The 12,986-nt window shown below is 49.5% G+C and carries 13 protein-coding genes; 12 read left to right on the top strand and 1 reads right to left on the bottom strand.

The genetic code is table 11. The features are described 5' to 3' along the window. Nucleotides 1–85: 85 nt before the first annotated feature. From coaBC to spoVM, 11 genes are all read left to right on the top strand, one after another. A complete protein-coding gene (gene coaBC / locus BCOA_RS17730) occupies nt 86–1,297 on the top strand; it encodes a bifunctional phosphopantothenoylcysteine decarboxylase/phosphopantothenate--cysteine ligase CoaBC (protein WP_014095503.1) in 1,212 nt (403 codons plus the stop codon). After that, on the top strand, nt 1,294–3,699 hold the full coding sequence (gene priA, locus BCOA_RS17725; RefSeq protein ID WP_014095502.1) for a primosomal protein N': 2,406 nt from the start codon (nt 1,294–1,296) through the stop codon (nt 3,697–3,699). The genes coaBC and priA overlap by 4 nt, the downstream gene beginning before the upstream one ends. A 19-nt stretch (nt 3,700–3,718) precedes the next feature. Beyond that, entirely contained in the window at nt 3,719–4,204 is a 486-nt protein-coding gene (gene def, locus BCOA_RS17720; protein WP_014095501.1) for a peptide deformylase, read from the top strand. Beyond that, a complete protein-coding gene (gene fmt, locus BCOA_RS17715) occupies nt 4,201–5,154 on the top strand; it encodes a methionyl-tRNA formyltransferase (RefSeq protein ID WP_014095500.1) in 954 nt (317 codons plus the stop codon). The genes def and fmt overlap by 4 nt, the downstream gene beginning before the upstream one ends. After that, entirely contained in the window at nt 5,147–6,490 is a 1,344-nt protein-coding gene (gene rsmB / locus BCOA_RS17710) for a 16S rRNA (cytosine(967)-C(5))-methyltransferase RsmB (protein WP_014095499.1), read from the top strand. The genes fmt and rsmB overlap by 8 nt, the downstream gene beginning before the upstream one ends. Nucleotides 6,491–6,537: 47 nt before the next feature. Next, entirely contained in the window at nt 6,538–7,290 is a 753-nt protein-coding gene (locus BCOA_RS17705) for a Stp1/IreP family PP2C-type Ser/Thr phosphatase (protein ID WP_014095498.1), read from the top strand. Further along, nucleotides 7,290–9,386: a Stk1 family PASTA domain-containing Ser/Thr kinase gene (gene pknB, locus BCOA_RS17700; RefSeq protein WP_014095497.1), complete on the top strand. Its 2,097-nt coding sequence runs from the start codon at nt 7,290–7,292 to the stop codon at nt 9,384–9,386. Before BCOA_RS17705 ends, pknB begins: the two co-directional genes overlap by 1 nt. Before the next feature lie 164 nt (nt 9,387–9,550). Then, complete coding sequence (gene rsgA / locus BCOA_RS17695) at nt 9,551–10,438, top strand: ribosome small subunit-dependent GTPase A (RefSeq protein WP_014095496.1); 888 nt, start codon at nt 9,551–9,553, stop codon at nt 10,436–10,438. Nucleotides 10,439–10,440: 2 nt separating this feature from the next. Continuing rightward, nucleotides 10,441–11,091 carry a ribulose-phosphate 3-epimerase gene (gene rpe / locus BCOA_RS17690; protein ID WP_014095495.1) on the top strand — a complete coding sequence of 217 codons (651 nt, stop codon included), beginning with the start codon at nt 10,441–10,443 and terminating at the stop codon, nt 11,089–11,091. 104 nt (nt 11,092–11,195) lie between these two features. Further along, nucleotides 11,196–11,852, top strand: coding sequence for a thiamine diphosphokinase (locus BCOA_RS17685; protein ID WP_014095494.1), 657 nt, complete (start codon nt 11,196–11,198; stop codon nt 11,850–11,852). Nucleotides 11,853–11,948: 96 nt separating this feature from the next. After that, complete coding sequence (gene spoVM, locus BCOA_RS17680; RefSeq protein WP_017551496.1) at nt 11,949–12,029, top strand: stage V sporulation protein SpoVM; 81 nt, start codon at nt 11,949–11,951, stop codon at nt 12,027–12,029. A 128-nt stretch (nt 12,030–12,157) separates the two neighbouring features. On the opposite strand, the gene rpmB is transcribed toward spoVM, so the two are convergent. Further along, on the bottom strand, nt 12,158–12,346 hold the full coding sequence (rpmB, locus tag BCOA_RS17675) for a 50S ribosomal protein L28 (protein ID WP_013859045.1): 189 nt from the start codon (nt 12,344–12,346) through the stop codon (nt 12,158–12,160). A gap of 269 nt (nt 12,347–12,615) precedes the next feature. On the opposite strand from rpmB, the gene BCOA_RS17670 reads away from it, so the two are divergent. Next, entirely contained in the window at nt 12,616–12,978 is a 363-nt protein-coding gene (locus BCOA_RS17670; protein WP_013859046.1) for an Asp23/Gls24 family envelope stress response protein, read from the top strand. The last annotated feature ends 8 nt before the right edge of the window (nt 12,979–12,986 follow it).

Genomic DNA, 12,986 nt, shown 5'->3' with positions numbered 1-12,986 from the left:
ATGGCGTCAGCCCTTTTTCTTATATTTGCTTTTTTGTTAGAATGGTCGTAAGGAGTTTGACTGAGATTTTACAGGGGGCATATGGATGCTTGGAAAAAATATACTATTGTGCGTAACCGGCGGGATTGCCGTCTTTAAAGCGGCTGCGCTCACAAGCAAGCTGGCGCAGTCCGGCGCACATGTGAAAGTCATCATGACGGAATCCGCCTGCAAGTTTGTGGCGCCGTTAACGTTTCAGGCGCTTTCCCGGAATGAAGTGTACACCGATACATTTGATGAGAAACACCCGGAAAAAATCGCCCATATTGATCTTGCAGACTGGGCGGATCTTGTCCTCGTTGCGCCGGCCACTGCTAATATTATTGGAAAATTGGCGAACGGAATAGCGGATGATATGGTCTCGACCACGATTCTCGCCACGACCGCGCCGGTATGGGTGGCGCCGGCGATGAATGTCCATATGTATGGCCACCCGGCTGTTCGCCGGAACCTGGAAACGCTTGAAAGCTTCGGCTACCGGCTGATCGAGCCTGCGGATGGGCATCTCGCATGCGGCTATACCGGAAAAGGAAGATTGGAAGAACCAGAGAACATCGTGGCGCTTTTGAAAGATTTTTTCAGCGGTGGCGGACCAAAACCGTTGTCCGGGAAAACGGTTTTAGTGACAGCCGGCCCGACGATTGAAAAAATTGATCCTGTTCGTTTTCTTTCAAACCGTTCGTCCGGAAAAATGGGATTTGCGCTTGCCGAAGAAGCGGCCAATATGGGGGCAAACGTTTTGCTTGTCACAAGTGTGGACAATCTGACACCGCCCGCCGAAACGGAAATCATCAAAGCGGAGAGCGCAGAGGAGATGTATCATGCGGTCATGGGCCGCTACAAAGAGGCGGATATCATCATTAAAAGCGCGGCCGTGGCAGACTACACGCCGGTCCGTGTCTTTGATAAAAAAATGAAAAAACAGCCGGGCAACCTGACGCTGGAACTGAAACGGACAAAAGATATTTTAAAAGAACTCGGCGAAAGGCCGGACAAGCCTTTTCTCGTCGGCTTTGCCGCGGAAACCGATAATCTCGAAAACTATGCGCGCGACAAAATGGAACGGAAGCGTGCGGATATAATTGTCGCCAATGATGTGAGCCGGGAAGGCGCTGGATTTGCTGGTGATACCAATATCGTGACCATTTTTAAACGCGACGGCTCGAAACGGGAACTCCCGCTGCTTTCCAAGCATGAGGCGGCAAGGGAAATTTTGCGCGAAATCTGCCGCGAGATCGAAAAGGGCGAAAAGAAATGAAGATTGCAAATGTGATTGTCGATATACCGGCAATGCAGACAGATAAATATTTTGATTACCGGATCCCGGAAAAATGGGAAACGGCCATCCAGCCGGGAATGCGCGTCATTGTCCCGTTTGGTCCGCGCACGATCCAGGGATTTGTTGCGGGTATAAAAGACCGTTCAGAAGTGAAGAACTTGCGTGAAATCATTGCGCCGCAGGATTTGGCCCCGGTTTTGAATGCGGAGCTGCTTGCGCTCGGGGACTGGCTTGCGAAGGAAACGCTTTGCCTGAAAATCTCCGCTTACCAGGCGATGCTGCCGGCTGCGATGAAGGCAAAATACGAAAAACGCATCAAAAGGCAGGACGGGGGCGCCAACCCTTTTCTTGACGAAGTGTTTAAGGGTCATGACGAAATCAGCTGGAAAGAAGCACAGCAAAAGGGCTTTCTGCCGTTTCTGCAAAAAGAAGCGAAAAACGGATCGGTGGAAGTCGTGTATGAAGTCAAAAGCAAAGCCAATAAGAAAACGGTCCGGCTTATTTTCTGCCCGCTGTCCAAAGACGAGCTTGAAAAACGGATGGAAGAAGTGCCGAAAAATGCACCGAAGCAAAAGCAGGTGCTGCAATTTTTCCTGGAAAATCCGGATGCTAAGATGGCTTCTCCCGAACTGGCGGAAACAGCTGGCGTATCGCGGGCGGTTATCAAAACATTGCTTGAAAAAGGATGGTTGGAAGAAAAACAGGAAGAATCGTACCGCGACCCGTATGCCGGCCGCCAATTTCAAAAGAGCGTGCCACATGCTTTGACTGCGGAGCAGAAGCAGGCAATCGGCCCGGTCCTTTCCGCTGTCCGCGAAAACAGAAATGAAACGTTTTTGCTTTTTGGCGTAACGGGCAGCGGAAAAACGGAAATTTATCTCCAGTCGATACAGGAAGTGCTGAACCAGGGAAAAGAGGCGATTGTCCTTGTGCCGGAAATTTCTCTTACGCCGCAAATGGTGAACCGTTTTAAAAGCCGTTTCGGCAAAGACGTGGCGGTTTTGCACAGCGGCTTATCGGTCGGCGAAAAATACGATGAATGGCGGAAAATTACCCGCAAAGAAGCGAAAGTGGTCGTCGGGGCGCGGTCGGCGATTTTTGCCCCGCTTGAAAATCTTGGCATCATTATTATTGATGAAGAACATGAAAACAGCTACAAACAGGAGGACAACCCGCGCTACCATGCGAGGGACGTCGCCCTTTTCCGGAGCAAAAACCACCATTGCCCGGTCATACTCGGCAGCGCCACCCCGTCGCTTGAATCATTTGCCCGCGCGCAAAAAGGGGTCTATACTTTGCTGAAAATGGGAAAACGGATGAACAACCACCCGCTTCCCGAGGTTTCGATTGTCGATATGCGCGAAGAATTGCGCGCAGGCAACCGTTCCATGTTCTCAAGAGAGCTTTTTGAAAAATTGAAAGACCGTCTGGAGAAAAAACAGCAAACCGTGCTGCTGCTGAATAAAAGGGGATACTCCTCCTTTGTCATGTGCCGGGACTGCGGGTATGTGCAGCAATGTCCGAACTGTGATATCTCGCTTACCTATCACCGCTCTACAAACGAAATGAAATGCCATTACTGCGGTTACGAGACGTTTGTGCCCGCAACATGCCCGGAATGCGGGAGTTCCCATATTCGTTATTTCGGGACAGGGACGCAGAAAGTGGAAGAGGAACTGGGGCGGCTGTTGCCCGAAGCGCGCGTGATTCGGATGGATGTCGATACAACCGGCCGCAAAGGGGCACATGAACGGATGCTTCAAAGCTTTGCAAACGGGGAAGCCGATATTTTGCTCGGGACGCAGATGATTGCAAAAGGGCTCGATTTCCCAAATATTACGCTTGTCGGCGTACTGAATGCGGACACGATGCTCCATTTACCCGATTTCAGGGCGTCTGAAAAAACGTTTCAGCTTTTAACACAAGTAAGCGGGCGCGCGGGGCGGCACCAGCTGGAAGGCGAGGTTGTGGTCCAAACCTATACCCCCGAACATTACAGCATCCAATTTGCAGGGGAACAGGACTATGAACGCTTTTACCGCCAGGAAATGAGAATGCGGAAAGTGGGCGCCTATCCTCCTTTTTACTATCTCACCCTGATTACGGTCAGCCATGAAAATGTGATGAAAGCCATGTCCGCGGCCGAAAAAATCGCAGGCTTTATGCGAAACCGGGTGTCGGGCGGAAGTGTGATTTTAGGCCCTTCGGCATGCCCGGTGCCCCGTGTGAAAAATAGATATCGTTACCAATGTCTGATAAAATACAAACGGGAACCGCGGCTCAATGAAACATTATCTGTTTTGCTGGAACATTTCCAGCACCAGATTGCCTCGGAAGGATTAAGCATCGCGGTCGATGTCAATCCTAATATGATGATGTAACAGGAACGAGTGATTCGAAATGATGGAGATTGTAAAATATCCTGCCGCTATTTTGGAGGAAAAATGCAAACGGGTTACGGCATTCGGCTCGTCTTTAAAAGCGGTACTGGATGAAATGTATGAAACGATGCTTGAAGCGGACGGGGTCGGCCTTGCCGCCCCGCAAGTCGGCATCAACCAGCAAATCGCCGTTATCGATACCGGCGATGGAACAGGCCGGATTGACCTCATCAATCCGAAAATCGTAACAAGGCGCGGGGAACAGACGGATGTCGAAGGCTGCCTGAGTTTTCCCGGCGTTTATGGGACGGTTTCGCGCGCCCATTATGTGAAAGTTAAAGCACAGGATGCAAACGGAAGGGCGTTCACCATTGAAGCGGAAGATTTCCTTGCCCGCGCTTTGCAGCATGAAATCGACCATCTGCACGGCGTTTTGTTTACGTCCAAAATCATTGATTATGTGGATGAGGAAGACTTGGTTTTTGAGGAGGTCGATGCCGAATGACGAAAGTGGTGTTTTTGGGAACGCCGGATTTTGCCGTGCCGGTTTTACAGACTTTGATCCGCGACGGGTACGAGGTCATTGGCGTTGTGACGCAGCCGGACAGGCCGGTTGGCAGAAAACAGGTTTTAACCCCTCCGCCTGTAAAACGGGAGGCGGAAAAGCACGGCATTCCGGTTTTTCAGCCGGAAAAATTGCGCGAGCCGGAAAGCCTCGCCCGTATTTTGGCTCTCAAGCCGGATGTTGTGGTTACATGCGCATACGGGCAGATTTTACCGAAAGCATTGCTTGATGCACCCCCGTTCGGCTGCATCAATGTCCATGCGTCACTGCTGCCGGAACTGCGTGGCGGGGCGCCGATCCATACGGCTATTTTACAAGGGAAGAAAAAGACCGGCGTAACCATTATGTACATGGCGGAAAAACTCGATGCCGGCGACATCTTCAGCCAGCGGGAAGTCGAAATTGAAGAAACCGATGATGCTGGTACCCTCCATGACAAGCTGAGCAAAGCGGGCGCTGTGCTTTTATCCGAAACGCTGCCGAAAATCCTGGCAAAAGAAGTGACGCCGGTGCCGCAGGATGAACAGAAGGCGACGTTTGCCCATAATATTACACGCAGCCAGGAAAAAATCGATTGGAAAAAACCGGGGGAAGTCATTTACAACCAAATCAGGGGCCTGTGCCCGTGGCCGGTTGCCTACACCGTGCTTGGCGGAAAGACGTTTAAAATATGGAAAAGCGAAAAAGTGCCGCTTTCTGAGCAGGCGGAGCCGGGCACCATTGTCACGATAGAAAAAGACGGGATCGTGGTCGCAACGGGCAGCACAACCGGCATTAAAATAACGGAACTGCAGCCTGCCGGGAAGAAACGGATGGCGGTTGCGCAATTTTTAAACGGTTCAGCGGGCGGCCTTGCACCCGGAATGAAATTTGGAGATGAAGATGAGTAAAGAACGAAAAAATGTCCGTGAAGCGGCGCTTGAACTTTTGGAGGCAGTGGAGAAAAACGAGTCGTACAGCAATTTGCTGCTTGACCGCTATATTGAAAAATACCGGTTCCACGGTCCTGACCGGGCGCTGCTTACGGAAATCACTTATGGCACGTTGCAGAGAAAACAGACACTGGACTATTTTCTCGCCCCGTTTTTGCGCAAAAAAATTGAAAATTGGGTGCGGATTTTGTTGCGCTTGTCTTTATATCAAATGGTATACTTAGATAAAATCCCTGACCGCGCGATTATTTTTGAAGCGGTGGAGATCGCCAAAAAACGGGGCCACCGCGGGATTTCCGGGATAGTCAACGGCGTTTTGCGCGCCATCCAGCGCGGGGGGCTCAGAAGTTTAAAGGAAATAGAAGACCCGCTTGAAAGATTATCGGTAGCAACGAGCCATCCGCACTGGCTTGTGGCAAGATGGGCGGAAGCTTACGGCTATAAAACAACGAAAGAAATGTGTGAAGCAAACCTGATTCCGCCGTTACAGACAGCAAGGGTGAACCTGAACCGGGCATCCGTGGATGAAGTCATCGAAAAACTGGAGCGGGAAGGGTTTACCGTTGAGCGGAGCCCGGTTATTCCGGAAGCTGTCCGCTCACGAAAAGGCAATCTTGCCCGCTCAGCATGCTTTAAAGAAGGACTCTTCACCATCCAGGATGAAAGTTCGATGGCGGTTGCCTATGCGCTTTGCATCCAGGAAGGCCAGCGGATTTTGGACGCTTGTGCGGCACCGGGCGGAAAAACGACCCATATTGCGGAAAAGTTAGAAGGAACGGGAGAAGTTGTCGCGCTCGATCTCCATCCGCATAAAGTAAAACTGGTTCAGGAAAATGCAGAGAGGCTCGGTACCGGACAGGTCGAAGCGATTGCGATGGACAGCCGGGATGCAGGCGCCCGTTTTGAAAAAAATACTTTTGACCGCATTCTTGTCGATGCGCCGTGCACAGGTTTTGGCGTGCTGCGGCGGAAACCGGATATCAAATATGCGAAAACCGTTGACGATATCCATGCGCTTAAGCAGGTCCAGCTTTCGATTTTATCGGGTGTGTCGGAACTGTTAAAACCGGATGGCATCCTTGTTTTCAGTACCTGCACCGTTGACCGGGAAGAAAACGAAGGGACGATTGAAACATTTTTGCAGGAACATCCGGAATTTGAACCGTATCCGCTGCACGTCCCGGAAGCAATGGAATCTTGCGTTGACGGATACCGGATGCAAATTTTTCCGCAGGACTTCGGCGGGGACGGATTTTTCATCGCCAGCATCCGCAAAAAGGCCGGTAAAGCATAGGTTTGCCTGATGATAAACACGTCAAAGAGTATGAAGGTGGGGGTATAATGGAATCTGTCTACAAAACGGACAAGGGCAGAGTAAGGCAGCATAACGAAGACAGTGGGGGAGTCTTTGAAAATGCCGGCGGTGATCTCCTTGCGATTGTTGCGGATGGAATGGGCGGCCATCGTGCGGGTGACATTGCGAGCGGCATGACGGTGCAATGTTTTAAAGAAGCGTTTGAAAAATTCGGCCCGGTTGCCGATGCGGAGTCCGCGGAGGCGTGGCTTTCCGAGACGATCGGCGAGGTGAATGCCCGTTTATTTGAACATGCCGCCCATCACCCTGAATGCGAAGGAATGGGCACCACACTGGTTGCAGCGGTCTGCACCGAAGGCTTTATTTCCATCGCCAATATCGGAGACAGCCGCGGCTATATTTTTAATGAAAACGGCTTCCAGCAGCTGACGGAAGATCATTCGCTGGTCAATGAACTGGTCAAAACCGGCCAGATTTCAAAAGAAGACGCCGAAAATCACCCACATAAAAATGTGATCCTGAAAGCGCTCGGGACGGAAGATTCGATCTCGCCCGACTTAAAAACGATTGTATTTGAAGAAAATGATACTTTGCTGCTTTGTTCAGACGGCCTGTCGAATAAAGTGCCGACGGAAGTGATGAAAGAAGTGCTGGAAAAAGATCTGCCGCTTGGGGAGAAAGCGGACATGCTCGTGGATTATGCCAATGAAAACGGTGGGGAAGACAATATTACGATTGTGCTTCTTTCGTCCGGCCGCAATAAAGGCGGGTGCCCTTAATGTTAATCGGAAGACGGATCAGCGGCCGCTATAAAGTCAAAAGCCTGATCGGCGGCGGCGGCACGGCAAACGTCTATCTGGCCCGCGATATGATTTTGGACCGTGATGTGGCCGTCAAAGTGCTGCGCCCGGATTTTGCAAATGAGCCGGAGTTTATCCAACGTTTTCACAGGGAGGCCCAATCGGCAACGAGCCTGGTCCATCCGAATATTGTCAGTATTTATGATGTTGGCGAAGAGGACGATTTAAATTATATCGTCATGGAAAATGTCGAGGGCATGACGTTAAAACAATACATACAGCAAAACGGCCCGGTTTCCGTTGAGAAAACGCTGGACATTATGGGACAGCTTGCAGCGGCGATCGCACATGCCCATGACAACCATATTATCCACCGTGACATTAAGCCGCAAAATATTTTAATCAGCCATGATGGCGTTGTGAAAATTACGGACTTCGGGATTGCCATGGCTTTATCCGCTACTTCAATCACCCGGACAAATGCCGTGCTCGGTTCGGTCCATTATCTTTCCCCCGAGCAGGCAAGGGGCGGTGTTGCCACATATAAATCGGATATATACGCACTCGGCATCGTGATGTTCGAGCTTTTAACGGGAAGGCTTCCTTTTTCCGGGGAATCTGCCGTTTCCATTGCTTTAAAACATTTGCAAAGCGAGACGCCGTCGCCGAAAAGGTGGAATCCCGATATTCCCCAAAGTGTTGAAAATATTGTTTTAAAAGCAACGGCAAAAGATCCGTTTTACCGTTATAACAGCACTGAAGAAATGGGGGAGGATATCCGCACCGCACTCCTGCCGGAAAGGCTGAATGAACCGAAATTCGTCATCCCAGAAGACGAAGATCAGACGAAAATTATCCCGGTGATTTCCGAAGTGGCTGCCGGCCCCGACCGGAATGAAGAAACGATTATCGCAAATCCGGCCGGGGAAAACGAAAAAGAAAAGAAACCGGACACAAAGCGGGACAAAAAAGAGAAAAAACGGCGGAAAAAATGGCCATTCGTTGTCGGCACCCTTGCCTTTTTGGTCGTGCTTGCCGGCCTTGCCGCCTTGTTGCTGCCGTCCCTGCTCGGCCCGAAAACCGTCAGCGTCCCGTCAGTATCAGGCAAAACGGCGGATGCTGCTGCCGCCGTGCTTACGGCGCATGGTCTGAAAACCGGGGAGAAGATTAAAACAACAAGCGAAACGGTACCAAAGGGGCAGGTGATCAAAACGGATCCCGAAGCCGGGGAAAAAATCAAAGAGGGGACAAAAGTTTCCCTTTATATCAGCACGGGAAAAGAAACATTTACCCTGTCCGATTATACCGGCAGGCAGTTTGACGATGTCGTAAATTTATTGACTGGCGAACATTTTAAAGACATCGATAAAGAAGAAGTGTACGATGACAGTTCGCAAGGGACCATTATATCGCAGGATCCCGCGCCCGATAAAAAAGTGGTGCCCGAAAGCACGGTGCTTACCTTTACTGTAAGCAAAGGCCCAGAAACTTATGCAGTTGGGGATTTAACCGGATTTTCAAAAAAACAGCTGGACGCCTATGAAAAAACATCCGGTTTTTCCATTGAATATGCCGGAAAAGATTATTCGGATACCGTGAAAAAGGACCATGTCATATCTCAATCTCCGCAGCCGGGAACGGAGCTGAAAAAAGGCTCGGTCGTAAAAGTGACCATCAGCAAAGGACAGAAAGAAATGCCGCCAAAGACGGTCACAAAGGAAGTAACGATCCCGTATGAGCCGGACACGGATTCCGCCGGGAGCACAAATGAAAACAATAGCGAAAGTTCCGGGTCGGACGGAAACAGCCAGTCCGGTGACAGCAACAGCGAATCAAACGGAAACGATTCCGGCGGCAAAACAGATGCATCTGCACAAGAAAACCCGAAACAGGAAGTGCAAATTTTTATTGAAGACATGAACCATTCGATGTCCGCACCTGTTCAAACGTTTGAGATTACGAAAACGGTGAAAAAACAGCTGGAGTTCACGATTGAATACGGGAAAGAGGCGACATACAAAATCATGAGGGATGGCAAAGTCATCGCCGAAGAGACCGTTCCGTATCCAAATTAAGAAAATGCGGGCGTCCCATCCTTAGGCGAGAGCAGAGCCGTCGTTGCATTTATGCGTTAGGAAAGTAGAAATTGAAAATTTATCCTTTCTTAACTGAGAAAGCGCTGGGCCGTAACCCGGCGCCTCCCCTGGTTTGAAAATGTCGGAGAGATGGAGGTGGATGTATGGCAGAAGGAAAAATCATCAAGGCTTTAAGCGGCTTTTACTATGTGAAAAATCGTGAAGACGGCGAAATTTACCAATGCAGGGGCAGAGGCGTCTTCCGTAAAAGGAAAATCACCCCGCTCGTCGGGGACCATGTCGAATTCCAAAAAGAAAACGGGAGGGAAGGTTATATTTTGGACATCGGCGAAAGAAAGAATGAACTCGTCCGTCCGCCGATTGCCAATGTGGATCAGGCTGTTTTGGTTTTTTCCGCAAAAGAACCAGCCTTTTCTACGCTGCTTTTGGACCGTTTTTTAGTCCCGATTGAAAAGAACCTGATTCGCCCGCTTATTCTAATCACAAAATGCGATCTCCTAGGCGCGGATGAAAAAGAAAAGCTACTCGAGACGCTTGCAGTATACCGGCAAATCGGTTACCCGGTTATGTTGTCGTCGGCGAAAGCAGGCGAAGGGGCAGATGCTTTGCTTTCGGCATTGAAAGGAAAAATCACCGTCTTTTGCGGCCAGTCCGGAGTGGGGAAAACGTCCATTCTCAACCGCCTGGACCCTGCTTTGGGTTTAAAAACAAATGAAATTTCCACGCATCTGGGCAGGGGGAAGCACACTACCCGCCATGTTGAACTGTTGCCGGTCGGAGGCGGGCTCGTCGCAGATACGCCAGGTTTCAGCTCACTCGACTTCAACAGTGTGGAATTAACGGAGCTTGGGGATAATTTTCCGGAGATCAGTGAAAAAGCGGCCGGCTGCAAGTTCCGCGGCTGTCTGCATGAAAACGAGCCACATTGTGCGGTCAAAGCTGCTTTGGCCGAAGGGGAGATCGCTTCATTCCGGTACAGCCATTACATCCAGTTTCTTCAGGAAATTAAAAACAGAAAGCCGAGGTATTGACGATGGTAAAAATCGCACCTTCTATTTTGTCTGCAAATTTTGCAAAACTGGGAGAGGAAATTAAAGATGTGGAGGAAGGCGGGGCGGACTGGATCCATATTGATGTAATGGACGGCCATTTTGTGCCGAACATTACGATGGGACCGCTCGTTGTCGGGGCGGTGCGGCCGGTCACAAAGCTTCCGCTCGACGTCCATTTAATGATTGAAAATCCGGACCAGTATTTGGAAGCTTTTGCGAAAGCAGGGGCGGATACAATTTCTGTCCATGTGGAAGCGTGCAGGCATCTCCACCGGACGATCCAGGAAATCCGGTCCCTTGGTGTAAATCCCGGCGTTGTCTTAAATCCCGCCACACCGGTCGAATGGATTGCGCCCATACTGGGGGATGTCGGCCTTGTATTGCTGATGACGGTCAATCCCGGGTTTGGCGGACAGGCTTTTATTGAATCCGTTGTCCCGAAAATTGAAAAACTGCACCGTTTAAAAAAAGAGCAGGGGCTTGCATTTGACATTGAAGTCGACGGCGGCATCCATCCGGAAACAGCGCAAAAATGCACACAGGCCGGTGCAACGGTGCTGGTTGCGGGCTCCAATATTTTTAAAAGCAAGAACCGGAAAAAAGCGATCCAGGCATTAAAATACGGGCAGTAAAACAACAGCCGGGGTTCATCCGGCTTTTTCTGCATGAAAAACCCGCGGGGAGTGGACAAAGCATCAGGTTGTCTTAAATCCGTCGTATAAAAGGGGAATGAGGCATGGAAAAGAAAATCTATATTTTAGCAGGCGGCCCGCCCGAAAATGTGCCGGATCTTGCGCCATATGCGGAGGACAAACGAGCGGCATGGGCAGGTGTAGACAGGGGCGTGCTGCATTTGCTTAAACAAGGGATCATCCCGGAAATGGCCTTTGGCGACTTTGATTCTGTCAATCAGGAAGAATGGGACTGGATCAACCGGAAACTTGAGCATATCCGCAAATTCCAGCCCGAAAAAGATGAGACCGATATGGAGCTGGCCTTAATGTGGGCAATCAGCCAGGATCCGGATGTGATCCGCATTTTTGGTGCTACCGGCGGACGGCTCGATCATGCTTTTACCAATGTCCTTTTACTTGTACATGAAAAAGCTTTGCAATTTAAAGGAAAAATAGAAATGATCGACAGGCAGAATCTCGTGGAAATGTTTTTGCCCGGAACTTATACGATTGAAAAAATGGATGCGTATCCGTATGTTTCTTTTCTCCCGTTGACGGAAGAGGTAGAAGGGATCTTTTTAACCGGATTTAAGTATCCGCTTGAAAACCGGCATATTGTAAGGGGCACCACCCTTTGTGTCAGCAATGAACTAATCCGTGATTTTGGTACTTTTTCTTTTTCAAGCGGCATATTAATGATGGTAAGAAGCCATGATTAATGATATTTCATGAACAAGCAGGCTGTATCCTTTTCGCTTACGCATGAATATAATGTGCGGGAGACCCGGATTGTATTTGAATGGGGAGGGACATACATGAAATTTTATACGATTAAACTGCCTAAATTTTTGGGCGGTATTGTCAGGGCCATGCTGGGGACTTTTAAAAAAGGATAAGAGATAAAATGGACGCATGGTGGTTCGTGGGGCAGTTCATTCTACACAGCGGGAAAATCGGCGACGCGCCGGTTTTTTTGCCGCAAAAAAAAAACAGGAAACCGGATACCCGGTTTCCTGTTTTTGCATTATACACGTTCGACTTTCCCGGATTTCAAAGCGCGAGCGGAAACCCAGACGCGTTGCGGTTTGCCGTCCACCAGAATGCGCACTTTTTGCAAGTTCGCTTTCCAGGTGCGTTTGTTTGCGTTCATGGCGTGAGAACGTTTATTGCCGGATACCGTTTTACGTCCTGTAATTGCACATTTTTTCGGCATTGTATTCCCTCCTCCTGTTGCGAAGCAGAAATAGAACATATTTATGCTTTCATCTCTTCATTTTTCGTTAAAAATTCACTATAATAATTTATCATATTGGAAGACACAATGCAAGTCCTGCCGGAAGGGATACATGCAGGGCAACCTGTTTTGTGGTAAACTATAACAATGCAGACCTGCTCTGCTTTCCATGTACCCTGTCTTATAGTACAATGGCGGTAGCAGGTCAAATCCGGTTTGGAAACAGTGAAGATAAGGGGGAGCGATTTATGCCGATTGAAATAAATACGCATTACGGACAAATTGATATATCGAATGAAGTCGTCGCCACGATTGCAGGAGGTGCCGCCATCGACTGTTTCGGCATTGTTGGCATGGCCTCGAAAAATCAAATTAAAGACGGCATTACAGAAATTCTGCGCAAAGAAAACTTCTCGAGGGGCGTCATTGTGCGTCAACAGGATGAAAGAGTCGAAATTGACATGTACATCATTGTGGGCTACGGGACAAAAATTTCCGAAATCGCCCGCAACGTCCAGCAGAAAGTAAAATATACGCTGAATCAAACAGTCGGCTTATCAGTTGACGCCATTAATATTTACGTTCAGGGCGTGCGTGTCGCGAACCCGTAACGAGGAGG

The sequence above is a fragment of the Heyndrickxia coagulans 36D1 genome (assembly GCF_000169195.2).
In the GTDB taxonomy this organism is placed as follows: Bacteria; Bacillota; Bacilli; order Bacillales; family Bacillaceae_C; genus Weizmannia; species Weizmannia faecalis.
Note: the sequence above shows the minus strand (reverse complement) of the source record. Positions and strands in the feature narration are given on the sequence as shown.